Annotated in this window: 22 protein-coding genes and 2 riboswitches; of the genes, 10 read left to right on the forward strand and 12 right to left on the reverse strand. The window is 71.4% G+C overall.

Translation table 11 applies throughout. The features are described 5' to 3' along the window. Positions 1–61 precede the first annotated feature (61 nt). Positions 62–179, reverse strand: a riboswitch (SAM riboswitch). Between the two features lie 108 nt (positions 180–287). The 6 genes from ACSGDB_RS11735 to ACSGDB_RS11760 form a co-directional block, all read right to left on the reverse strand. Next, entirely contained in the window at positions 288–1,166 is an 879-nt protein-coding gene (locus ACSGDB_RS11735; RefSeq protein WP_434994917.1) for an aminodeoxychorismate lyase, read from the reverse strand. A gap of 156 nt (positions 1,167–1,322) precedes the next feature. After that, complete coding sequence (locus tag ACSGDB_RS11740; RefSeq protein ID WP_434994918.1) at positions 1,323–3,359, reverse strand: chorismate-binding protein; 2,037 nt, start codon at positions 3,357–3,359, stop codon at positions 1,323–1,325. A 3-nt stretch (positions 3,360–3,362) separates the two neighbouring features. Continuing rightward, complete coding sequence (locus tag ACSGDB_RS11745; protein ID WP_434994919.1) at positions 3,363–3,980, reverse strand: LysE family transporter; 618 nt, start codon at positions 3,978–3,980, stop codon at positions 3,363–3,365. 16 nt (positions 3,981–3,996) lie between these two features. After that, a complete protein-coding gene (locus tag ACSGDB_RS11750) occupies positions 3,997–4,491 on the reverse strand; it encodes a low molecular weight protein-tyrosine-phosphatase (RefSeq protein ID WP_434994921.1) in 495 nt (164 codons plus the stop codon). A gap of 24 nt (positions 4,492–4,515) precedes the next feature. Then, positions 4,516–5,313, reverse strand: a complete 798-nt coding sequence (locus tag ACSGDB_RS11755) for a methyltransferase domain-containing protein (protein WP_434994922.1) — start codon at positions 5,311–5,313, stop codon at positions 4,516–4,518. Positions 5,314–5,323: 10 nt separating this feature from the next. Beyond that, positions 5,324–5,812: a MarR family winged helix-turn-helix transcriptional regulator gene (locus ACSGDB_RS11760; protein WP_434994923.1), complete on the reverse strand. Its 489-nt coding sequence runs from the start codon at positions 5,810–5,812 to the stop codon at positions 5,324–5,326. 100 nt (positions 5,813–5,912) lie between these two features. Here ACSGDB_RS11760 and ACSGDB_RS11765 point away from each other — a divergent pair, with 100 nt between their 5' ends. Next, a complete protein-coding gene (locus ACSGDB_RS11765; protein WP_434994924.1) occupies positions 5,913–8,063 on the forward strand; it encodes an MMPL family transporter in 2,151 nt (716 codons plus the stop codon). Between the two features lie 219 nt (positions 8,064–8,282). After that, the gene (locus ACSGDB_RS11770; protein WP_434994925.1) at positions 8,283–8,750 is read left to right on the forward strand and encodes a hypothetical protein; all 468 of its coding nucleotides are present in this window, start codon (positions 8,283–8,285) and stop codon (positions 8,748–8,750) included. Positions 8,751–8,760: 10 nt separating this feature from the next. Here ACSGDB_RS11770 and ACSGDB_RS11775 read toward each other — a convergent pair whose 3' ends face one another. Next, on the reverse strand, positions 8,761–9,573 hold the full coding sequence (locus ACSGDB_RS11775) for a response regulator transcription factor (protein ID WP_434994927.1): 813 nt from the start codon (positions 9,571–9,573) through the stop codon (positions 8,761–8,763). 96 nt (positions 9,574–9,669) lie between these two features. Beyond that, positions 9,670–9,744: riboswitch (cyclic di-GMP riboswitch) on the reverse strand. Between the two features lie 123 nt (positions 9,745–9,867). Beyond that, the gene (locus ACSGDB_RS11780; RefSeq protein ID WP_434994929.1) at positions 9,868–10,749 is read right to left on the reverse strand and encodes a LysR family transcriptional regulator ArgP; all 882 of its coding nucleotides are present in this window, start codon (positions 10,747–10,749) and stop codon (positions 9,868–9,870) included. Between the two features lie 69 nt (positions 10,750–10,818). Here ACSGDB_RS11780 and ACSGDB_RS11785 point away from each other — a divergent pair, with 69 nt between their 5' ends. Next, entirely contained in the window at positions 10,819–11,424 is a 606-nt protein-coding gene (locus tag ACSGDB_RS11785; RefSeq protein WP_434994930.1) for a LysE/ArgO family amino acid transporter, read from the forward strand. A gap of 33 nt (positions 11,425–11,457) precedes the next feature. Here the strand turns inward: ACSGDB_RS11785 and ACSGDB_RS11790 are convergent, their stop codons facing one another. Both ACSGDB_RS11790 and ACSGDB_RS11795 read right to left on the reverse strand, forming a co-directional pair. Continuing rightward, positions 11,458–11,679 (reverse strand): hypothetical protein, encoded by a 222-nt coding sequence (locus ACSGDB_RS11790; protein ID WP_434994931.1) that lies wholly within the window; start codon positions 11,677–11,679, stop codon positions 11,458–11,460. A gap of 115 nt (positions 11,680–11,794) precedes the next feature. Beyond that, on the reverse strand, positions 11,795–12,184 hold the full coding sequence (locus tag ACSGDB_RS11795; RefSeq protein ID WP_434994932.1) for a cupin domain-containing protein: 390 nt from the start codon (positions 12,182–12,184) through the stop codon (positions 11,795–11,797). A gap of 113 nt (positions 12,185–12,297) precedes the next feature. Here ACSGDB_RS11795 and ACSGDB_RS11800 point away from each other — a divergent pair, with 113 nt between their 5' ends. The 6 genes from ACSGDB_RS11800 (at position 12,298) to ACSGDB_RS11825 (ending at position 17,943) form a co-directional block, all read left to right on the forward strand. Then, positions 12,298–12,642, forward strand: a complete 345-nt coding sequence (locus ACSGDB_RS11800; protein WP_434994933.1) for a PadR family transcriptional regulator — start codon at positions 12,298–12,300, stop codon at positions 12,640–12,642. Next, positions 12,639–13,628 carry a permease prefix domain 1-containing protein gene (locus ACSGDB_RS11805; RefSeq protein ID WP_434994934.1) on the forward strand — a complete coding sequence of 330 codons (990 nt, stop codon included), beginning with the start codon at positions 12,639–12,641 and terminating at the stop codon, positions 13,626–13,628. The genes ACSGDB_RS11800 and ACSGDB_RS11805 overlap by 4 nt, the downstream gene beginning before the upstream one ends. 125 nt (positions 13,629–13,753) lie before the next feature. After that, entirely contained in the window at positions 13,754–15,625 is a 1,872-nt protein-coding gene (gene dnaK / locus ACSGDB_RS11810) for a molecular chaperone DnaK (RefSeq protein WP_434994935.1), read from the forward strand. Positions 15,626–15,627: 2 nt separating this feature from the next. Next, a complete protein-coding gene (locus ACSGDB_RS11815; protein WP_434994937.1) occupies positions 15,628–16,290 on the forward strand; it encodes a nucleotide exchange factor GrpE in 663 nt (220 codons plus the stop codon). Between the two features lie 163 nt (positions 16,291–16,453). Next, positions 16,454–17,449, forward strand: a complete 996-nt coding sequence (locus ACSGDB_RS11820) for a DnaJ C-terminal domain-containing protein (protein WP_434994938.1) — start codon at positions 16,454–16,456, stop codon at positions 17,447–17,449. A 53-nt stretch (positions 17,450–17,502) separates the two neighbouring features. Next, on the forward strand, positions 17,503–17,943 hold the full coding sequence (locus ACSGDB_RS11825) for a heat shock protein transcriptional repressor HspR (protein ID WP_434994939.1): 441 nt from the start codon (positions 17,503–17,505) through the stop codon (positions 17,941–17,943). Here the strand turns inward: ACSGDB_RS11825 and ACSGDB_RS11830 are convergent. Further along, positions 17,940–19,025, reverse strand: coding sequence for a LacI family DNA-binding transcriptional regulator (locus ACSGDB_RS11830; RefSeq protein WP_434994941.1), 1,086 nt, complete (start codon positions 19,023–19,025; stop codon positions 17,940–17,942). The genes ACSGDB_RS11825 and ACSGDB_RS11830 overlap by 4 nt on opposite strands. A 150-nt stretch (positions 19,026–19,175) precedes the next feature. Here ACSGDB_RS11830 and pulA point away from each other — a divergent pair, with 150 nt between their 5' ends. Then, entirely contained in the window at positions 19,176–22,256 is a 3,081-nt protein-coding gene (gene pulA / locus ACSGDB_RS11835; RefSeq protein WP_434994942.1) for a pullulanase-type alpha-1,6-glucosidase, read from the forward strand. Positions 22,257–22,422: 166 nt separating this feature from the next. Here the strand turns inward: pulA and ACSGDB_RS11840 are convergent, their stop codons facing one another. Next, on the reverse strand, positions 22,423–23,436 hold the full coding sequence (locus ACSGDB_RS11840) for a LacI family DNA-binding transcriptional regulator (protein WP_434994943.1): 1,014 nt from the start codon (positions 23,434–23,436) through the stop codon (positions 22,423–22,425). Positions 23,437–23,474 lie beyond the last annotated feature (38 nt).

Consider the following 23,474-nt stretch of genomic DNA (forward strand, 5'->3'; position numbering starts at 1 on the left):
TTCTGGACTGTGCGCGGGTACGGGTGCCGTCACCGGGGAATGGTCCGGGACAGGCCGCACGACGCCGTACTTGCCAACCGGGGGACTTGTCCCGGCGGCCGAATCTTCACCTGGAGCACCCCACTACGGGAGAGGGTTGCTGTCCAGCCGGCCAGGGCCGAGGGCTGGAACTCTTGATTGCAGGCAAAACGCTAGGGCAGCACGAAGCGCCGGGTCAAAACGGGACGGGCCGGAAATCGACGCTTGACGTAGCAGAAGGGCCCCGGAGGGCCGTTTTGTGGCGGAGATTACACGAAACGGTCCACGAGGCCGGCGAGTTCGGCGGTCAGGGCGCTCGAGGTGCGGAGCTCCTGGCCGTCCAGCGAGAGCACCGGGGCGAGGAGCCGGATGCTCGAGATCAGCCACACGGCGTCCGCCTCCAGGAGGTCGCGCGGTTCCAGGGGTCCGTAGCCGAGCTCCCAGCCCTGCTCCTTCGCCGCGGCGAACAGGGCGCTCTGCGAGGTCCCGGCGAGGATCCCGCTCTCGAGCTGCGGCGTCAGGAGCGTCTTCCGGCCGTCACGGTCGTAGGCGAGGAGGACGGTCGACGTCGGGCCCTCCAGCACCTTGCCGTCGGAGGAGGTGAAGATGACGTCGTCGGCCCCGTGCGCCTTCGCGTAGCGGACGGCGGCCATGTTGACCGCGTAGGAGAGGGTCTTGGCGCCCATCAGCAGCCAGGGCGCCCGCTGGGCGACGGTGCTGTCGTAGCCGCGCTCGAGGAAGAGGACGTTCAGGCCCGTCTCGCGCTGGCGGAGGGTGGCCTCCGGCACGCGGGACACCTGCACCCAGGCCGTGGCCCGTCCTGCGCCCTCCACGCCGCGCGTGGCGATCAACTTCACGACGGCGTTCCGCTCGTCGGGGTCCGTCGCCGCGAACTCGCGCAGGCCCGTGCGGATCGCGCGGCTCCAGGCTCCGGCGTCCGGGACCGCGAGATCCAGCGCGGCGGCCGACCCCGCGAGGCGGTCCAGGTGCGCCTGCTCCTTGCGCGGCACCCCGTCGACGGCGAGCAGGGATTCGAACAGGCCGTCCCCGCGGGTGGCGCCGAGGTCGGTGGCCATCAGTTGCGGCTCGGACGCGTCGACCACCCTCCCGTCGTCATGGGCCGGGTCCAGGAACACAAGAACAGTCATGGGCCTCAGCGTAGCCGTCGGCGCCCGGGCGTGCCGCCGCCGGGTCGGGGTCGCCGCGGCGGGTGACCAGAGCCGGGGGACAGCCCCCGCGGGTTCGGGCCGTTGCCCCGGGTCTGCGCGCGCGGGGTGTGCAGGTGCCCCGGGTCGGGGCCGCCGTCAGGCCGGGAAGTCCGATCCCAGGGCGGAGAGGACCCCGCGCGTCTTCGTGCGCACCTCGGCCCACTCCTCGGCCGGGTCCGAGTCGGCGGTGATCGCCCCGCCGACGCCGAGCGTGAGGCGCGTGGCGTCGCCGTCCTCCGCCAGCACGAGGGTCCGGATGACGACGGCGAGATCCGTGGCGCCGGTCAGGCTGAAGTACCCGGCAGCGCCCGAGTAGGGGCCGCGCGGGGCCTGCTCCAGGCGGTCGAGGATGGCCATGGTGCTGATCTTCGGCGCGCCCGTCATCGACCCGGCCGGGAACGCGGATCCGATCACGCCGGCCCGCGCGCTGCCCGGCCGCAGGCGGGCGTCGATGCTGCTCACCATCTGGTGCACCGTGGCGTAGGACTCGATCGCGCACAGCCTGCTCACGGTGACCGAGCCCGGGAGCGCATGGTGCGAGAGGTCGTTGCGGAGCAGGTCCACGATCATGATGTTCTCCGCGCGGTCCTTCGCCGAGGTCCGCAGGTCCTCGAGCAGGGCGGCGTCCTCCGCCGGGTCCGCCGACCGCCCGCGCGTGCCCTTGATGGGCTCCGCCCGCATGAAGCCGTCCTGGCCGAGCTTCAGGAAGCGTTCGGGGGAGGTGCTGGCGACCGCGAAACCGGGGAAACGGAGGTAGTGCGCGAACGGTGCCGGGCTCGCGGCGCGCAGGCGCAGGTACGTCGCCAGCGGGTCGAGGGGCTCCACGCGGGCCGAGAGGGACGTCGTCAGGCAGACCTCGTACGTGGTGCCGTCGGCGATCTCCGCCTGCGCGCGGCGGGTCTTCGCGAGGTACTCCTCGCGGGAGTCCCGGGCGGCGAACCGGGGCGGCGGCGGGACGGGGGCCGGCGGGACGGGCGTGGGAGCCGCGACGGCCCGGCGTGCCCTCGCCAGCCAGGCCTCGCGGTCCGGGCTGCGCCGCCCGTCCGTGAGGGTGAGCAGGAAGACGGCGGCCTCGGCGTGGTCCACGACGACGGCGCGGCCCGCGAAGATCAGCGCGGCGTCCGGGAGTGCGTCGGCCGGCAGGGGCACGGCGGCGCCGCCGGTCTCCCGCTTGAGCTCGTAGCCGAGGTAGCCCAGCCACCCCAGCCCGAACCCGCACGCGAAGCCCTCCGGGGTGCGGACCGCCCGGCGGCCCCACACGTCGTCGAGCCAGCGGAAGAAGGGCTCGCGGATGCGCGTGGTGACCGGGCCCGCCGTGATCTCCGTGGTGCCGTCCCGGTGCAGGGCCTGCTGCCCGAACTCGCCCGAGGCGTCCGCCAGGATGCTGAAGCGGTTGCGCCCCTCGGGCAGGGGCGTCGTGGTCCCGGCGTCGGAACTGTCCAGCCAGACGGCCGCGGGGGACGCCCCGTACAGGGTGGAGAACAGCGCGGCGGTGTCCGGCGTCGCGTCGATGCGCTCGCAGTCCAGCCGGAGCCCGCGGCGGCCGGCCCGCTCCGGGGCGAGCAGGATCGCGCACGCCGGCAGTCCGGTGAGTGCCAGGCGGACGGCGCGGGGCGACGGGGGCCCGGAGTGGCCCTGCACGACGACGTCGGCCACCGCGGCGGGGGCGTCGCCGGCCAGCCAGGCGTCCTCCTGGTCCGCCCAGCGCTGCCAGAAGGGCGCGTACGCCTCGCCGTCGCGCTGCATCGCGGTCCGGTGCCGCACCCCGGTGTCGGCCTCGACCCAGATGACGGCGTCGAGGTGGGGGCGCGCCGCGGCGGCCGCCGCTCCGACGCCTTCGAGGAGCACGATCTCGGCCGCCGCCGTGGTCCGCTCGGCGCCGTCCTGCCCACGGTCCCAGTCCCAGGCGTTCCAGTGCGCCGGCCGCCCGGACCGCAGGGGGAGGAGGACGCGCTCCACGTAGCGGCCGATGCCGTCGTCGAGCCCGTCCCAGCCCGGGTAGATGTCCTCGAGGTGGAAGACGCTGACGCTGTGGTGCTCGCGGAGGAGGGCGGAGAGCTCGACGGCGAGGGTGGTCTTGCCCGCCCCGGACCGCCCGTCGACGGCGACGAGCAGCGGTGTGTCGGAGGGCATGCGTCAGGCCACGGCGAGCAGGGCGCCGACGCCCACGAAGAGCGAGCCGAAGGTGCGGTTGAGGACCACCTGCCCGCGGTCGTCCTGGGTGAAGCGCCGGAACGAGCGGGCGGCGCCGGCGTAGAAGAACCACATGACGAGGACGTCGATGACCAGGACGGTCGCGGCGAGCACGGCGTACTGGCCGAGCAGCGGGCGGTCCGGGCGGATGAACTGGGGGATCAGGGCGAGGAAGAACACGATGGCCTTCGGGTTGAGCAGGTTCACCCAGAGGCCGCGACGGATCATCGAGAAGGCGCCCTCGTGGACCTGCCGGGCACGGACCTCGCTGTGCTCGGGCTGCTGGAGGAACTTCCGCACCCCCAGGTAGATCAGGTACGCGGCACCGAGGTAGCGGATGAGGTTGAAGGCCAGCGGCGAGTTGGCCACGAGCAGTCCGACGCCGGCCGCGGCGACGCCGATGTGCACGAGGAGGGCCGCCTGCTGGCCGATGATCCCCCAGATGGACCGGCGGAACCCGACCGTCAGCGCGTTGCTCATCGTGTTCACCGCGCCCGCTCCGGGCATGAAGCTGATCAGGGTCTGCGCGCCGAGCAGCGCCAGCCAGAGGGAGGGGTTCACCCGTTCATGGTAAGCGTCAGGCGTCCAGCTCGTGGCGCACGAACCGGACGATGCCCTCCACTGCGCCGTGGACCATCCGCCAGGTGGCGTCGAAGTCGCTGGCGTCGCCGTACCAGGGGTCGTAGATGCCGAGGTCCTCGAGGTCGGCGTCCGTGGTCGTCGGATCGAATTCGCGCAGGAGGTGGATCCTGTCCCGTGCGTCGCCGTCCGGCGCGTCCCGGCGGAGTTCGCGGTAGTGGTCCAGGTCCAGGGCGAGGATGAGGTCCCGCTCGCGGTACCAGGCGGCCTCGAAGCGCCGGGCGCGGTGCAGGTGGCTCTCGATCCCGAGTTCCGCCAGCTTCGCCGCGGCCCGGGCGTCGATGGGCTTGCCGGCCTCCCAGTCGGTGGTCCCCGCGGAGTCGACGGCCACGTAGTCCTGCAGCCCCGCCCGGGCGAAGGCGTGGACGAGCATGAGCTCCGCCATGGGGGATCGGCAGATGTTGCCGGTGCAGACGGCGACGATGCGGTACATCCGGCCAGCCTATCGGCGGTCGGCTCAGGCGCGGGCGAGAATCTCGACGCTCGGCATGAGGAACAGGGCGTCCTCCGCGCGCGCCCACCGCCGCCATCCCTCGGCCAGGCGCTGCAGGGTCTGCCGGTCGGCGAGGCCCCGCTCCGTGGTCTGCGCCGCGAAGGCCGAATGCTGCACGCGCTCGGCCCAGGACTCCGCGTGCGCGCGCCGGTCCCCGGCGGTGGCGTACACCCAGGTCGACGACGACACCTCGACGTCCGCGAAGCCCGCCGCGGACGCCCACCCCGGCAGGCGCCGGCCGGCGTCCGGCTCGCCGCCGTTCCCGCGGGCCAGCCGTCCGTAGAGCTCCCGCCACTCGTCGAGCTCGTCGACCGCCGGGTACCAGGTCATCGCGCCGAAGTCCGCCTCGCGGACGGCCACGATGCCGCCGGGCCGGACCACGCGACGCATCTCCCGGAGCGCCGCCACCGGATCCGCGAGGTGCTGCAGCACCTGGTGCGCGTGCACGACGTCGAACGACTCGTCGGGGGCGTCGAGGTCGTACACGTTGCCCTCGCGGAACGCCACGTTGGCCACGTCCGCGTGGGTCGCGGACGCCTGCGCAACAACGTCGGCCGACCGGTCGATGCCGGTCACCTGGCCGGGTGCCACGAGATCCGCGAACCCGGCGGTGATGCTGCCCGGCCCGCACCCGATGTCCAGCAGGTCCATGCCGGCCTCGAGGAACGGCTCCAGGTAGGCGGCGGACGACGCCACCGTGCGCATCGCATGCGCTGCCGTCACGCTCGGATGGTGTCCGTGGGAGTAGACCTCGTCGTTCATGCTCCGAAGGCTAACCGGTCGGCCGGTCCGCGGACGGCTCGGCGCCGTCCCGCGCGTCGTCCTTCGCCGCGACCGTGGCGTCGGTGATCTTCTGCATCATGTCGCGCAGCAGGGCCAGCTGCTCCTCCGTGTACTGGTCGAGGACACCGTTGATGTGGCGGGCGAGCGGGGCGAACAGCATCGCACCCGTGCTCCGGGCCTTCTCGGTGAGTAGGAGGTGCACCTGCCGCCGGTCCACCTCGCTGCGACGCCGCGTGACGTGGCCGGCGGAATCCAGGCGGTCGACCAGGGCCGTCGTGGCGGGCGAGCTGAGGTTGAGCTCCTCGCGCAGCAGGCCGGGCGTCACGGTGATCCCGGCCCGGGCAGCGCCCATCATGATGCTCAGGGCGTGGAGGTCGGTGCGGTACAGGCTGTCGCGCTCGCTGGCGGCTTCCACGTAGCGCTCGGTCTCGACGGTGAACTGCCGCATCAGCGCCATGAGTTCGTCCCTCGTGGACATGGTCCTCGCCTCCTGTCCCTCCCAGCTTAGGCCGTTCCCTGTTATCTCCGCCATGGATATACTTTGCAACAGAGAGAATCTGAGAGAGGCGTGGAGTGGAATGAAGAACAAATGGCTGAGGGTGCTGCTGCCCGTCGTGGTGGTCCTGATCTGGCTGGCCGGGGCGGCGGTGGGCGGCCCGACGTTCGGACGCCTCGAAGAGGTCTCGAGCAACGACCAGGCGTCCTTCCTTCCTGCCAGCGCCGAGTCGACGGAAGCCGGGGAGCTGCAGCAGCAGTTCAGTGACTCCGACGCCATTCCCGCGGTGATCGTCGCCGAGTCGGACACCGCCATCGATCCCCGGGATCTCGGAGCCTACGAGGAACTCGGCGTGACCCTCGGCGGGGTCGAGGGGCTCGAGGCTCCGGCCGAGGGAGCGCCCGCCGTCGCGGGGCCCATCCCGTCGGAGGACGGTTTCGCCGTCCAGTACGTCGCCTTCGTCTCCTCGGACGCCGAACTCGCCGAGGTGGTGGGGGAGCTGCGCACCATCCTGGACGACGAACTGCCCGACGGCGTCACCGGCTACGTGACCGGCCCGGCGGGATTCACCAACGACCTCGTCGAGGCCTTCGGCGGGATCGACGGCATCCTGCTCGCCGTGGCGCTCGGCGCCGTGTTCATCATCCTCCTCGTCGTCTACCGGTCCATCGTGCTGCCGTTCCTCGTCCTCCTGACCTCGGTCTTCGCGCTGGCGACGTCGATCCTGCTGATCTTCGGCCTGGCGAAGCTCGACCTCATCCAGCTCAGCGGACAGAGCCAGGGCATCCTCTCGATCCTCGTGATCGGCGCGGCCACGGACTACGCGCTGCTGCTCGTCGCCCGGTTCCGGGAGGCGCTCGTGGAGCACGAGACGAGATGGGAGGCCCTGCGGGTCGCCTACCGCGGCTCGTTCGAGCCGATCCTCGCCTCCGGCGCCACGGTGATCCTCGGCCTGCTGTGCCTGCTCTTCTCGGATCTGAACTCGAACCGGAGCCTAGGGCCGATCGCCGCCATCGGCATCGCCTTCTCCCTCGGTGCGGCGCTCACGCTCCTTCCCGCGTTCCTCCTCCTGTTCGGCAGGGCGGCGTTCTGGCCGCTGCTCCCGCGCTACAACCCTGAGGCGACCGCCGTCGTCGCCCCGCACCACGGCAGGCATGCCGCCCCGACCGGCGCGGGACCGGAGACCGGGCTCGAGCGGCTCAAGGGGCTGTGGCGCCGCGTCGCCCTGCTCGTCGGCCGCCGCCCACGCGTGCTCTGGATCGCATCGCTGCTCATCCTGGTCGCCGGTGCCCTCGGGCTGACCCAGCTGCAGGCGAACGGCGTCCCGCAGTCCGCCCTGATCCTGACCCCGTCCAACGCGGTCGACGGGCAGGACGCCCTCGCCCGCCACTTCGACGCGGGCTCCGGCAGCCCCGTCTACGTCGTCGCCCCCGAGGCCGACCAGGAGGCCGCGCTCGACATCGTCTCGGCGCAGGAGGGCATCTCCGACGCCGCCCTGACCGCGGACCGCAGCGGTGCCGCGGTGGTCGAGGACGGGCGGGTCCTCATCAGCGGCACCCTCGAGTACCAGGCCGACTCCGAGCAGGCGGAGGACGTGGTGCGCGAGCTGCGGACCGCGCTCGACGACGCCAGTCAAGACGCGCTGGTCGGCGGGGTCACGGCGGTGGCGATCGATACCAACGACACCGCGCTCGCCGACCTCGTCAAGATCATCCCGATCGTCCTGGTGGTCATCCTGATCGTGCTGATCGTCCTGCTCCGCTCCGTGCTCGCGCCGGTGCTCCTCGTCGCCAGTGTGGCGCTCTCCTACGCGACGGCCCTCGGTGTCTCGGCGCTGGTGTTCAACAACGTCTTCGGGTTCGCGGGGGCGGATGCGTCGGTGCCGCTGTTCGGCTTCGTGTTCCTCGTGGCGCTGGGGGTGGACTACAACATCTTCCTGATGACCCGGGTCCGCGAGGAGTCCCTCCGGATCGGCACCCGGCCCGGCATCCTGCGCGGGCTCGGCGTGACGGGTGGCGTCATCACCTCGGCCGGCGTGGTCCTTGCGGCGACCTTCGCCGCGCTGGGCGTGATCCCCATCCTGTTCCTCGCGCAGATCGCGTTCATCGTGGCTTTCGGGGTGCTCCTCGACACCATCCTGGTGCGCTCGCTGCTGATCCCGGCCCTGGCGTACGACATCGGGCCGAAGATCTGGTGGCCGTCGAAGCTCGGGAAGGTGCCGTCCCCACGGTAGGAGGGTCCGGGGCGCGGGCGGCCGGACGCCGATCGCGCAGCAGTGGTCGGTGTCCGGCGGCGCGACCCGCCGTTGGTGCGCGACGAGGATCGGGCCATCCGGGTGGCGGAGCCGTGAAGCGCAGCAATGAGAAGGGCGTACGGCATGCTCCAGCGCAAGCTTTGCGCAAGAACTCCACGCGGGTGCACGCCGCCCACCGGCCGTCGCTACGCTGGGACGGTGCCCCTACCTTCGACTCCGTCAAGCCCTGACCAGCATCAGGGCCGCTATCCGGTGGACGGCGCGGCACCCGTCCCGGAGGGCGCCGCGCCGTCCCCCGACGCGCCGGGGTCGACGACGCCCCTCGTCGACCCCACCGTCCTCGCGGACATGGCGCGTGACTTCTCCGACCCCGCCGTCGTCTCCCGGTTCGCGCGGGACTTCTCCGGGACGCTCGAGGGCAAGGTCGAGCGGTTGGAACGGCGGATCGGGGACGGCGACGCCGCTGGAGCCGAGGACGCCGTCCTCAGCGTCCTGACGTCGGCCATGATGGTGGGCGCGGTGCGCCTCCACCATGCCGCGCGGGCGGTCCGCGGGAGGATCGCGTCCGACGACCTCGACGGCGCCCGGCACGCGGCTGTCCTGCTGCGCGGCTGCGCGGCGGAGACGCTGGCGGAACTGCGGGACGCGTACCCGGAAGGTCCCTGAGCGGCCCGGTCTAGTCCCTGGTCCCCGGCATGACACGGAAGCCCACACCGCGCACCGTGGTGATGAGCTCGGCGGCGTCGAAGCGCGCGAGCTTCTGGCGTAGATTCGCGATGTGCACCTCGATGGCCCGCTCGTCCGTGCGGCTGACGAAGTTGTAGCCGCGGTAGTCCGGGCCCCGCGACACGCGGACCAGGTCGTCCTTGGTGCGGACGGCGCCGTTGCCCCGCATCAATTCGTACAGCAGGTTGAATTCCGTCTTCGTGAGCGGGAGTTCGACCCCGGCGCACCGGGCGATGCGCGCGTCGCCGTCCACGGTGACGCCGCCGTTCCTCAGGACGTCGGCGGGCTTCGTCGGACCGGAGGCGTCGGAGGCGTCGGACGGGGCTGACGGGGTGGGCGCCGCGGGTTGGACCGGCGGGTGCTGCGCGTTCTGCCCGATGCGCGGGCGGCGCAGCATCGCGTCGATCCGTGCCCGGAGTTCGCGGGGCCGGAACGGCTTCAGGACGTAGTCGTCGGCTCCCGCCTGAAGTGCGGTGAGGATGTCCATCTCGTCGCTGTGGCCGCTGAGCACGATCACGTAGCAGTCGGTCGTGTTGCGGATCCGCCGCAGGACCTCGTAGCCGTCGATGTCGGGGAGCCCGATGTCCAGGGTCACCACCAGCGGATGCTGCCGGCGCACCACGTCGACGCCCTCGCGCCCGGTGGTCGCGCCACTGACCGCGAAGCCGCCCTGCTCGAGAACGGCACTCACGAGGTTCCGGATGTCGAGATCGTCCTCGATGACGACGGCGGCACGGCGATCGCCCGGTGCGGCGCTGGTCATCGGCTGCCCCGGGGGGCGAGGGGGGTCCGCCGGCAGACCGGTATGGGAACGGTGGGGACGTGGCGTGTCCGAGGCATTTTCCGTGGACCTGTTCTCTTCGGCGGCCCGGCTGACCTCGAGGGTCCCGTGGCTTTGCGTCCCCGGCTCGCACCGGGTTTGCCTTTGTCGACGAGCGGCTGCTCGCCCGATGATCGTAGCAACACCCACCCACACCTTCGTGAACGACGCGGGAGCGGCGTCCCACCGCGGTGCCGCTGCTGCCGGGCGCAGGGTGTCCGGCGCGCGGGCACTTCCTCATCCCGGAGGTCGGAGGAGCTCCGCCGCGGCCCTGGACACCGCCTCACCGACAGCAGCGAGCGCCGCTGAACCATGGCGCCATTGCTGCCAGTACAGCGGGACGTCGACGAGGCCCCGCGGGTCGAGCGGGACCAAACCCTGCGGGTCGGACCGCAGTTCCAGGTCGGACACGAGGCCCCACCCCATCCCCAGGCGGACCGCGTCCGCGAATTCCTGTGCCGCGGGTACGTAGTGGCGCGGCGGATCAGGGGCCGCGCCGGTGCGCGAGCGCAGATACTGGTCCTGGAGGTCGTCCTTCCGGTCGAAGAGCACCACGGGTGCGCGGGAGAGCCGGTCCGGCGTCGCACCGGCCGCGAACCAGGCGTCGCGGAAGCCCGGGGAACAGACGGGCACGTAGCGCATGATGCCCAGCGGCTGCGAGGAACACCCCGGTACGGCGGAGGCCACCGAGGTGATGGCGGCCGAGGCGGCTCCGCTGCGCAGCAGTTCGAGCGAGTACTCCTCGTCCTCCCGGAGGATCTCGAGCTGCAGGGTGTCCGCGACCCGCGCGAGGGCCGGCAACGCCCAGGTGTGCAGGGAGTCGCCGTTGACCACGATCGTGATGCGCCGGCCGTGGCGAGCGGAGTCGAGCTCGGCGGCGAGGTCCGCTGCCAGCAGATCGAACTGACGTGCGAAGCGGATGACCGCCTGCCCCGCGTCGGTGGGGCGCAGGGGGCGGGTCCGGGTGACGACCGGACGGCCGACGGCCACCTCGAGGGCCCGGATCCGCTGGCTGACCGCCGAGGGTGAGACGGACAGCACGGAGGCTGCGGCGTCGAAGCTGCCCTGGTCGATGATCGCCGCGAGGGCCTCGGCCTGATCGGGATCGATGCGCTTCATGAGCAACTCTTACCATACTGAAGAATCATTAGTTGGTCTGAAGCTGGTCCGGCGGCCTAGCGTGAAGCCATGATCTCCACCGCCGCCACCGGCCTCGCCGCCGGTCTGACCCTGATCGTGGCCATCGGCGCGCAGAACGCCTTCGTGCTGCGCCAGGGCCTGCGGCGGTCCCACGTGGCGCTGGTCGTGACGGTGTGCGCCGTCTCGGATCTCGTGCTGATCGTCCTCGGCGTCGGCGGGCTGGGGGCGGCGATCGAGCGGGCCCCCGTGGTCCTGGAGGTGGTCCGGTGGGCCGGGGCGGCCTTCCTCGCGGGCTACGCCGTCCTCGCGGGCCGGCGCGCAGTCCGGGGTGAGCGCCTCGACGTCGACGGCGGATCCGCCGCGATGTCCTGGCGTGCAGCGCTCGGGACGTGCCTGGCCCTGACCTGGCTCAATCCGCACGTCTATCTCGATACCGTGCTGCTGCTCGGCTCCCTCGCGAATACGCACGGCACGCCGGGACGGTGGTGGTTCGCGGCGGGTGCCGCCCTCGGCAGCGTCCTGTGGTTCTCGGCGCTCGGCGTGGGGGCCCGCTTCCTCGCGCCTGTCTTCGCCCGTCCGCGGGCGTGGCGCATCCTGGACGGACTGATCGCCGCCGTCATGCTCCTGCTGGCGGTGCTGCTCGTCCTGCGGTGACGCGGTCGCGGTCGATCACAGCGCCGCCCGGAGCTACTCCTGGTTGGCGCGCTCCTCGATCCAGTCGGTCGCCGCGTCCGAGAGGAAGAGGCCGTCGGGTGTGCGCTCGCCCATCCACCAGGACTCGGAGGCCACCTGGCCGCCGGCGGCACTGATCTCCGCGACCACCTCGGGCGGAAGTGCTTCCCCGTTGTGGGCGATCAGCCAGTCGCGGGTCCGGGGCGTGACGCTCTGCCACCACTGTTCGAGATCCATGTCGGACAGTATGGCACCCGCCGCGCCCGCGGATCCGTGCCCGGGACGGATTCGATCCCACGACCTGGACGGGTTCGTCACGGGGCCCCCGCTGCCGGCGCAATGACGGCGACGGCTACGCGGTCACCACGTCGTCCTTCCATTCCTGGATGATGCGCGGCGATGCATGGATGCACAGCATCCGCAGCGGGCCGTCGCCGTCATTGGTGAAACCGTGCCACACGCCGGTCGGCGCGACGACCGTATCGCCCTCCGCTGCTGCCAGCGCCACCGTGCCGACCGTGAAGCGGACGTGGCCCTCGACGACGACCCACGTCTCGACATAGGGGTGCCGGTGCAGGGCGACGGTGTGCCCGGGGTCGCTGTCCACCGCGAAGTAGGAGACGGCGGAGCCGAAGGATCCGCCCTCGAAGCGGCGTGTCCTGCTGCCGGCGAGCACGAGTTCCTCGGCGGGGATGGCGCGGACCGGGACGGGGGCGCCGGGCGTCCGGGTGGGGGGATGCATGGCGACCTCCTGGAGTGGTGGGACAGCAGGGTAGACGGTGCAGGGGTGCCCTGATCATCGGTAGGGGCGATGCGCCCTTCCTATAGTGTGTGAAGCACACTATAGTTTCTGACATGGCCCATGATGACGACCTGGTTGCCGGACACCTGCAGGAATTGCGGCGCGGGACGGTCGTCCTCGCCTGCCTGGCCCGCCTGCGCGTCCCCGACTACGGCTACGCGCTTCTCGAGGCTCTCGACGGGCTCGGGATCCAGGTCGACGCGAACACCCTGTACCCCCTGCTCCGGCGCCTCGAGAAGCAGGGGCTCCTGACGAGCGAGTGGAACACCGCCGAGTCCCGTCCGCGCAAGTTCTACCGGACGAGCCCGGCCGGCGCCGCCCTCGCCGCCACCCTCACTGCCGACTGGGATCGGCTGACTGCATCGCTGCACCGCATCGCCGAAGGGGAACTGCCATGACCACACTGACCGACCGCTATGTCTGGGCCGCCGTGCGGACCGTCCCGGAGCCGCAACGCCCCGGCCTCGAGCCCGAGATCCGGGAGCTGGTCGAGGAGAGCGTCCGCGCGCGCGTCGCCGCCGGTGAGGACATGCCGGCGGCGGAATCCCGGGCGCTCACCGATCTGGGCGATCCGGAGCGGCTCGCCGCAGCCTACGTCGACCGACCACTGACCCTGATCGGGCCGCGGTACTACCTCGACTGGTGGCGGCTGCTCAGGACCGTCACGCTGCTCGTCGTGCCGATCTCCGCCGCGGCGGTCCTGGTGGCGCAGCTGCTGGTGACGAACGATCCCGGGGACGCCATCGGGAGCGCCGTCTCGACGGCGCTCGGGGTCACCGTCCACCTCGCCTTCTGGATCACGCTCGTGTTCGTGATCATCGAGCGCAGCGGCGCCCCCGGGCCCGGTGCGGCGTGGACGCCCGAGGCCCTGCCGGACCTGCCGGACCACTCGCGCCGCAGCCGCCTGCCGGACCTGATCGCGTCCCTCGTCGTCCTCGCCCTCGTCGCGGGCGTGATCATCTGGCAGCAGCTCCTCCCGGCGGTCCGGGACTCCGCGGGCGGCGCTGTCCCGTTCCTCGATCCGGGGCTGTGGTCCTTCTGGATCCCGTGGTTCCTCGGCCTGCTCGCCGCCGAGGCCGTGTTCGCCGTCGTGCTGTACCGGCGCGGGTGGTCCTGGTCGCTCGCCGCGGTGAACCTCGGGTTGAACCTCGCCTTCGTCGTCCCGGCCGTGTTCCTGTGGGCCGGGGACCGGCTACTCAACCCCGCATTCCCGGCCGCCGTCGGATGGGACCCGGGAGCGCCGGAGGCGGCAGGGGCGCTGCTCGGTGCGGGCATCCTCGCGGCGATCCTCGCCATCGTGGCCTGGGACGTGATCGAGGGCTTCCTGAAGGCGCGGCGCGCGGGGCTGTCGGCACGCGACGGTCGTCGCTCGAACCCTAGTTGAGTCGGCTCGACTCAACTCCATTTTGTTCTCCGGAGGCACGCCCGTATAGTTGAGTGCAGAACGCTCAATCTACGCGCCCGGCGGATGAGCGCCTCGCAAATCCCGGGCAGTCGAAAGGAATTTGCATGTCACGTGCAGTAGGTATTGACCTCGGAACCACCAACTCGGTCGTCTCGGTTCTCGAAGGTGGCGAGCCCACCGTCATCGCGAACGCCGAAGGCGCCCGCACCACGCCGTCGATCGTCGCATTCTCCAAGTCCGGCGAAGTCCTGGTCGGCGAGATCGCCAAGCGCCAGGCCGTCAACAACATCGACCGCACCATCGCGTCGGTCAAGCGCCACATGGGCACCGACTGGGATGTCGCGATCGACGACAAGAAGTACACGCCGCAGGAGATCTCGGCACGTATCCTCCAGAAGCTCAAGACCGACGCCGAGAGCTACCTCGGCGAGAAGGTCACCGACGCCGTGATCACCGTGCCGGCGTACTTCAACGACGCCGAGCGCCAGGCCACCAAGGAGGCCGGCGAGGTCGCGGGCCTGAAGGTGCTGCGCATCGTCAACGAGCCGACCGCCGCGGCTCTCGCCTACGGCCTCGACAAGGGCAAGGAGGACGAGCTGATCCTCGTGTTCGACCTCGGTGGCGGGACGTTCGACGTCTCCCTGCTGGAGGTCGGCAAGGACGAGGACGCCTTCTCCACCATCCAGGTCCGCTCCACCGCCGGTGACAACCGCCTCGGTGGCGACGACTGGGACCAGCGCGTCGTGGACTACCTGCTCTCGCAGGCCAAGGCCAAGGGCGCCGACCTGTCCAAGGACAAGATCGCGCTGCAGCGTCTCAAGGAAGCCGCCGAGCAGGCCAAGAAGGAGCTGTCCTCGGCGACCTCCACGAACATCTCCCTGCAGTACCTCTCGGTGACGCCGGACGGCCCCGTCCACCTCGACGAGCACCTCTCCCGCGCCAAGTTCCAGGACCTCACCAAGGACCTCCTGGACCGCACGAAGAAGCCGTTCCACGACGTCATCACCGAAGCCGGCATCAAGGTGGCCGACATCGACCACATCGTCCTCGTCGGCGGTTCCACCCGCATGCCCGCGGTCAGCGAGCTCGTCAAGGAGCTCGCCGGCGGCAAGGAGCCCAACAAGGGCGTCAACCCGGACGAGGTCGTGGCCGTCGGCGCCGCCCTGCAGGCCGGTGTGCTGAAGGGCGAGCGCAAGGACGTCCTCCTCATCGACGTCACCCCGCTGTCCCTGGGCATCGAGACCAAGGGCGGCATGATGACCAAGCTCATCGAGCGCAACACGGCCATCCCGACCAAGCGCAGCGAGACCTTCACCACGGCGGACGACAACCAGCCGTCCGTGGCCATTCAGGTGTTCCAGGGCGAGCGCGAGTTCACCCGCGACAACAAGCCGCTGGGCACGTTCGAGCTCACCGGCATCGCCCCGGCTCCGCGCGGCGTCCCGCAGGTCGAGGTCACCTTCGACATCGATGCCAACGGCATCGTGCACGTGTCCGCCAAGGACAAGGGCACCGGCACCGAGCAGTCGATGACCATCACCGGCGGTTCCTCCCTCTCCAAGGAGGACATCGACCGCATGGTGCGCGAGGCCGAGGAGCACGCGGCCGAGGACAAGAAGCGCCGCGAGGCCGCCGACGTCCGCAACGGCGCCGAGCAGCTCGCCTACTCGGTGGACAAGCTGATCGCCGACAACGCGGACAAGCTGCCGGAGGAGGTCAAGACCGAGGTCCAGGCCGACGTCGACGCCCTCAAGAAGGCCCTCGAGACGCAGGACAACGACGACGAGGTCAAGACGGCCTACGAGAAGCTGCAGGCCTCGCAGTCCAAGCTCGGCGAAGCGATCTACGCCTCCGCCCAGCAGGACGCCGGCCAGGCGGGCGCCGCGCCCGCCGACGACCAGCCAGCCGCCGCAGGCTCCGACGAGGACATCGTCGACGCCGAAGTGGTTGACGAAGACACCGACGAGAAGAAGTAATCATGCCGCACCACGGAAATGAAGAAGAGCACCAGTCAGAGCCGATGAACTCATCCGACAGCCGGAAGATCGACCCTGAGTCGGGCGACGTCCGTGGGCAGCAGCAGGACGCCGGCGAGCCGGCCGCGGAGGGATCCGCGGCCGGTGCGCAGGACACGCCCGCGACCGACGCCTCCGAGGGGGATGCCCTGGCCCAGGCCGAGGCCATCCTCAACGAGGCCGGCGCCGACGGGGAGAGCAACCCGGCGGTCGACGTCGTCGCGGAACTCCGGAACGACCTGCTCCGCCTGCAGGCGGAGTACGTCAACTACCGGCGCCGGGTGGAGCGTGACCGGGATGTCGCCCGCGACCAGGCGGTCATCGGCGTCCTCAACTCGCTGATGCCGGTCCTCGACGACATCGACGCCGCACGCCAGCACGGCGATCTGGCGGACGGCCCGTTCGCGGCGATCGCGGGCAAGCTCGAGAACGTCCTGAAGACGTACGAACTCGCCCGTATCGACGAGGTGGGCGTCGCGTTCGACCCGAACATCCACGAGGCCCTCATGCAGCAGCCGAGTGCGGACGTCGAGGCCGACAGCGTCAGCCAGATCCTCCGCGCGGGCTACCGCAAGGGGGAGCGCGTCCTCCGGGCCGCCCAGGTGATCGTGGCAGTGCCGGAGTAATCGGCGCCTCAGGCGCCGGGGCAGTTCCCGAACGGCGGCAACGAAATTCCTGCGGGCCTTGGCGGCCCTTGGAATATTAAAGCCGCCTTCCTCGGAAACTGCCCCGGCGCACGCCCGTTCACCCACCTCTCGAATTCGTATGAACTAGGAAAGGAGACGCCAATTGGCTAGTCAGGATTGGGTCGACAAGGATTTCTACAAGATCCTGGGTGTCTCCAAGGGCGCTTCCGGTGACGAGATCAAGAAGGCGTACCGGAAGCTCGCCCGCAAGCACCACCCCGACCAGAACCAGGGGGATGCCGCGTCGGAGCGCACGTTCAAGGACGTGTCGGAGGCCTACTCGGTGCTGTCCGATCCCGAAGAGCGCCAGCAGTACGATGCCATCCGCGCGATGGGCGGCGGCGCGCGCTTCTCCGCGGGCGGAGCGGGCGGCGGCGCCGGCGGGAGCGGCGGCTTCGAGGACGTCTTCGGCAACCTGTTCGGCCAGGGCGCGGGGACCCGCCAGCGCACCGGCTTCTCCAACGGCAACCTGCCTCCCGAGTTCGCGGACCTGTTCGGCGGCGGCGGGGGCATGGGCGGCGGATTCCCCGGCGGATTCCAGTCCACCCGCCCGCAGAAGGGTGCGGACCGCACGGCGACCACCTCGATCTCCTTCGCCGGTGCCATCAAGGGCACGACGATCGGGCTGCGCGAACCCTCCGGGGAACAGATCGACGTCCGCATCCCCGCCGGCATCCGCGACGGCCAGAAGGTCCGCGTCAAGGGCAAGGGTCAGCCCGGTCAGGCAGGCCCGGGTGACCTCATGGTCAGCGTCAGCGTGAAGGAGCATCCGCTCTTCAAGCGCGACGGCGACAACATCCGCGTGCATGTGCCCGTCAGCTTCCCGGAGGCGGCGCTCGGCGCCGAGATCCAGGTGCCGACGCTCTCCGGCGAGATGGTCACCATGCGGGTGCCCGCTGGCACGCCGTCGGGCAGGACGCTCCGGCTCAAGGGCCGGGGCGTGAAGACGTCGAAGGCGACCGGAGACCTCCTCGTCACCGTGGACGTCGTCGTTCCGCAGAACCTGTCCAAGGAGGCCCAGGCCGCCGTGGAGACGTTCCGCGCGGCGACGAAGGACGCCGACCCGCGGGCAGGCCTGGCCGCGAAGGCGCGCCTGTAGCAGCAGCATTTCGAGCAGGACCAGGGAGTATCGGCAACGGAAGGAGGCCCGTCATGGACCACACCCTGCCCATCTATGTCATCTCGGTGGCCGCCGAGCTCGCCGATATGCACCCGCAGACACTGCGCCAGTACGACCGCCTCGGCCTCGTCACGCCGAGCCGGGCGCCGGGCCGGGCGCGGCGCTACTCCCAGAAGGACGTCAGCACCCTCCGCGAGGTCCAGCGCCTCTCGCAGGAGGGCGTGTCGCTCGAGGGCATCCGCCGGATCCTCGAGCTCGAGAACCAGGTGGCGGCGCTGCAGTCGCGCGTCGCGGAACTGTCCTCCGAACTGGCCGCCCGCCGCGTCCAGGCGGAGTCGAGCCGGATCTTCGCGGCGGGCCTCGCGGGGGACGTCGTCACCCTCGCCCGCGGGCAGCGTCCCCGCCCCCGCAGCCAGGCCCTCATGGTCTGGCGTCCCGAGCCCGTGCGGGCTCCGAACCCGGCACGCCGCTAGGGACGAACCCCGCCCGGATCCGTCGCGCCCCCGGACGGCTCCGGGCCGGTGCGCACCGCCGGTCCCGCCCCGGTGGACCCGCGGACCACGAGGTCGGACTGGAACAGGATCTCCGTGCGCGTGGCGCGGTCCCCGTCCAGTTCGGTGACCAGGGCGTGGACCGCCGCCTCCGCCATCGCCGGCACGTTCTGCCGCAGCGTCGTCAGCGGGGGGTCGGTGAAGGCCATGAGGGGGGAGTCGTCGAACCCGACCACCGAGATGTCCTCCGGCACCCGCAGGCCCCGGGTCCGTGCGGCGCGGACGGCGCCGAGTGCCATGACGTCCGAGGCGCAGACGATGGCCGTGTGGCCCGATTCGATGAGTTCGTCCGCCGCGCTCTGCCCGCCCTCGATGGTGAACATGCTCGTCGCGATGTGCGGCGCGGCGTCGTCCTCGCCGAGGAACTGGACGAGCGCCGAGCGGAACCCCTCCAGTTTGCGGCGGCTCGGGATGAACCGGTCGGGGCCGGTGGCGAAGCCGACGCGCTGGTGGCCCTGCGCCACGAGGTGCCGGACCGCCGTGCGGATGGCCGTGACGTCGTCGTTCGAGACGGACGGCGCGTCGATCTCGGGCCTGGCCCCGTTGACGAGGACGAACGGCACCCGGCCGCGCAGGCGCCGGTAGCGCTCCATGCTCGCCCGGCCGTCGGAGTGGGCGGCGCAGACGAAGATGATGCCGCTCACGCCCTGGTCCAGCAGCAGGGCGACGTACTCGTCCTCGGTGATGCCCCCGCCCGGCAGGGTGCACAGGGCGGGGATGTAGTCGTTGGGGGCGAGGAGGGCCGAGATGGCGCCCGCGAACGCCGGGAAGATCGGGTTCACGAGGTCGGGGACGACGACGCCGATCTGCCCCTTGGAGCGCCCGGCCGTGCGGGACTGCCGCTCGTAGCCCAGGCTGTCCATCGCCGCGAGGACGGCTTCCCGCGTCTCCTGGGAGGCGCCGCCCTTGCCGTTGAGGACGCGGGACACCGTGGGGACGCTCACCCCGGCGGTCCGGGCGACGTCATCGAGGCGCGGCCGCTCGTTGCGCTTCCCGGGAGTCATGGCCCCAATCTAGCGCAGGGCGCAGCGCGGTTCGAAAGATTGCGTGAAAGTTTTGCAAATTCCTTGACGCTCGGTGCTCGCCGTCCCTAGGGTCGGAACATCACCCGCGCAGTCCGGCCTGCAGCGACGCAGGGCCGGGGAAGGACCACCATGACCCTGAACACCACGGATACGGGCCGGACCGGCGGGAGACCAGCGCTGCGGCGCCGCTCCCGGCTGGCCGCCGTCGTCCTGACCGCGCCGCTCCTCGCGACCTTCATGCCGGCGCCCGCGCTGGCCGACCACACGACCCCGCCGGGCGCGGTGGCGCTCGTGGGCTCCCTGCAGGCGGAACTCGGCTGCCCCGACGACTGGCAGCCGGAGTGCGCCGCCACGAGGCTCGTCCCCGTGGACGGATCACCTGGCACCTGGTCGGCGACCTTCGACGTCCCGGCCGGATCCTACGAGTACAAGGTGGCCCTGAACGGGTCCTGGGGCGAGAACTACGGCGCCGACGGCGCTGCCGGCGGGGCAAACCTGGCGCTGCAGGCCCCGGGCGGCCCCGTGACCTTCACGTACGACCACCGCACGCACGTCATCTCGAGCGACGCGCCCACCGCGCCCACGGGATCGACGGCGGCGCACTGGCTCACCGCCGACACCCTCGCCTGGGGAGCGGACGTGCCCGCCGACGCCCGCTTCCGGCTGTACTCCGCCCCGGAGGGCGGCCTCGTCGCCGACGAGGACACCGTCACGGGCGGCACCTTTCTCGACCTCGGACGCGGCAGCGACGCCCTGCCCGCCGAGCTCGCGGCCCGCTATCCGCACCTGGCGGACCTCGCGACGGTGACGCTCGCCAAGAAGGACGCGCGGAGGGCCGGGGACCTGCTGAAGGGCCAGCTGCTCCTCGCCGCCGTCTCCCCGGAGGGGAAGCTCCTGGCGACCACGGGCGTCCAGGTGCCCGGCGTGCTCGACGACCTGTACGCGGGGGCGGCACGGCAGGAACTCGGACTCACCTGGAAGGGCAGGAAGCCGCACCTGGAGCTGTGGGCACCCACGGCGCGCAGCGTGTCCGTGCAGGTCTTCCGCGACGGCTCCGGCGGGGACCCGATCACCACGCGTTCCCTGCGCGCGGGCAAGGACGGCGTGTGGAGCGTCGACGGCGAGAAGAACTGGAACGGCGCGTACTACCTCTACGACGTCGAGGTCTTCGTCCCCGAGACCGGCGCCGTGGAACACAACCTCGTGACCGACCCCTACAGCGTGGGCCTGTCCACGAACTCGGAGCGGTCCCTGATCGTGGACCTCGCGGATCCGGCGCTCATGCCGTCGTCGTGGTCGGCCCTGCCGAAACCGGCCCTCGAGCGTCCGGAGGAGCTGTCCGTCTACGAACTCCACGTGCGCGACTTCTCGGTCTCCGACACCACCGTGCCCGAGGCCGAGCGCGGCACCTACGCCGCGTTCAGCAGGCCGGACAGCGCCGGCATGCAGCGCCTCTCCGAGCTGGCCGACAACGGGCTCAACGCCGTCCACCTCCTGCCCGTGAACGACATCGGGACCATCGAGGAGGATCGGACGCAGCAGGCCGAACCCGCGTGCGACCTCGAGGCGTTCGCCCCCGACAGCACCGAGCAGCAGCAGTGCGTCGGGGAGGTCGCCGCCCGTGACGGCTTCAACTGGGGCTACGACCCGCTGCACTACACGACGCCCGAGGGCTCCTACTCGACGAACCCCGAGGACGCCACACGCATCCGCGAGTTCCGCGGCATGGTCGCCTCGCTCAACGAGTCCGGGCTGCGGGTCGTCCAGGACATCGTCTACAACCACACCGCGGGTGCCGGGCAGTCCTCGGACAACAACCTCGACCGCATCGTCCCCGGCTACTACCACCGCCTCGACCCGGCGTCGGGAGCCGTCGAGACCTCGACCTGCTGCCCGAACACGGCGACCGAGCACACCATGATGGGCAAGCTGATGGTCGACTCGATCGTGACCCTCGCGCGCACCTACAAGCTCGACGGCTTCCGGTTCGACCTCATGGGGCACCACACCAAGCAGAACATCCTCGATGTCCGCGCCGCCCTCGACAGGCTGACGCTCGAGCGCGACGGCGTGGACGGCACGTCCATCTACCTCTACGGTGAGGGCTGGAACTTCGGGGAGGTAGCGGACAACGCCCGGTTCGTCCAGGCCACGCAGGCCACCATGGCCGGCACCGGTATCGGCACGTTCAACGACCGCCTCCGCGACGCCGTCCGTGGCGGTGGACCCTTCGACGACGACCCGCGGATCCAGGGCTTCGCCTCCGGGCTGCTGACCGACCCGAACGGCGTCGCCGGCAACGGGACCGAGGCCGAACAGCGTGCCGAGCTGCTGCTGTCGCAGGACCAGATCCGGGTGGGGCTGACCGGCAACCTGAAGGACTACACGTTCACCGACCGCAACGGTGACCGGGTCACGGGCGCCGACGTCGACTACAACGGCTCACCCACCGGGTACGCCGCCGATCCGCAGGAGAGCATCACCTACGTCGAGGCGCACGACAACGAGACGCTCTTCGACGCGCTCGCGTTCAAGCTGCCGGCCGACACTCCGATGGCCGACCGCATCAGGATGCAGACCCTCGCGCTCTCCACCACGGCCTTCGGGCAGGGCGTCTCCTTCTGGCACGCGGGTGGCGAGGCGCTGCGCAGCAAGTCGCTGGACCGCAACAGCTACGATTCCGGCGACTGGTTCAACGTTCTCGACCACACGGGGACGGACAACGGCTTCGGCCGTGGCCTGCCGCCGCGGGCTGACAACGAGGGCAAGTACGCGTTCATGCAGCCGCTGCTGGCCGACCCGGCACTCAAGCCGTCACCGGCGGACATCGAGGCCGCGAACGGCCGGGCGCAGGAGCTCCTGCGGATCCGGCAGGGCAGCCCGCTGTTCAGCCTCGGGACCGCCGCGCTCGTCCAGCAGAAGCTGTCCTTCCCGGGCAGCGGCGCCGATCAGGCCCCCGGCGTGATCGTGATGCACCTGGACGACACCGTCGGTGCCGACGTCGACCCGGAGCGGACGGGCGTCGTGGTGGTCTTCAACGCCTCCGACGAGCCCGCCACCCAGCGTGTCCCCGCCGCCGCCGGCGACGGCTTCGCGCTGCACGCCGTCCAGGCGGACGGCGGCGACGACGTCGTGCGGCAGGCCGCGGCCGCCGAGGACGGGACGTTCACGGTCCCGGCCCGCACGGTGGCGGTGTTCGAGGCACGGTAGCCGCACCCCGTCGGGGCCCGGCATCCCTCCCGGGGTGCCGGGCCCTCCTGCGTCTTCGGGCCGACGCCGGGGACTTTGGACCGGATCCAGGCCGGAACCACGGCGTGTCGGGGCCCGACACGCCTCTCCGGGGGCCGAAGTCCCCGGGAACGGTACAGGGCCCGGGTCAGGCGGGCGGGGCGGCGGTGCTCGAGCGGATGATCAGTGCCGTCCGGGCCCAGTGGTTCGTGGGGCGGTAGGCGTCCGGGTCCTGCAGGATCTGCAGCAGGCGCTCGACGGCACGCTTGCCCTGCTGCTGCGGGAACTGGGCCACGGTGGTCAGGCCGAGCGCCTCGCCGAGCTCGTGGCCGTCGATGCCGATCACCGAGACGTCCTCGGGGACGCGGAGGCCCAGCTCGCGGGCGGCGAGGATGGCGCCGATCGCCATCTCGTCCGAGGCGCAGAAGACGGCGGTCGGGGTGTCCCGCGGGTAGCCGAGGAGCTGCTTCGCCTGGCTGTGCGCGCCCTGGATGGTGAAGTCGGCGTCCACGCGCCAGGAGTCGAGGATCTCCAGGCCCGCTGCGGCCATCGCCGCCTCGTAGCCCTGGCGGCGCGTTCCCGCGATCCGGAAGTCGTTCTCGAAGGCGTCGGACCCGCCGAGGTGGGCGATGCGCCGGTGCCCGAGGCTGATGAGGTGCTCGGTGGCGAGCTCGGCGATCTCGCGGTCGTTGACGCTGTAGGTCTCGGCGCCGGGGAGCGGTCCGCCGATCCCCACGACGGGCTTGCCGACCGCGAGGAGCTGGCCCAGTTCCTCGCGGCTCAGTTCGAGGGAGACCGGGATGACGCCGTCGCAGCGCTGGCGGAGCAGGAACTCGGAGAGGACGCGGTCGCGGATGGCGGCGTCCTCGTTCAGGTTGTACAGCGTGAGGTCGTAGCCGGCGGTGAGGAGCGACGCCGCGAGGCTGTCCACGATCTGCGAGTAGTACCAGCGGGCGACGGACGGCACCACGACGCCGATGTTGCGGTGGCGCCCGGACGCCAGCGAGGAGGCCGTCGAACTGACGACGAAGTCGAGTTCCCTCGCCGCCTGCAGGACACGCGCGCGCGACCGTTCGGAGACTCGGCCGTTGCCGCTGAGGGCCCGGGAGACCGTGGCGGTGGACACGCCGGCCAGCTGCGCGACGTCCTTGATGCCGGCCATGGTCCCCTTTCCGTGTGGGCAGCAGTGACGGGGACACC

This window comes from Arthrobacter sp. Ld5, from assembly GCF_051172775.1.
Lineage (GTDB): Bacteria > Actinomycetota > Actinomycetes > Actinomycetales > Micrococcaceae > Arthrobacter_D.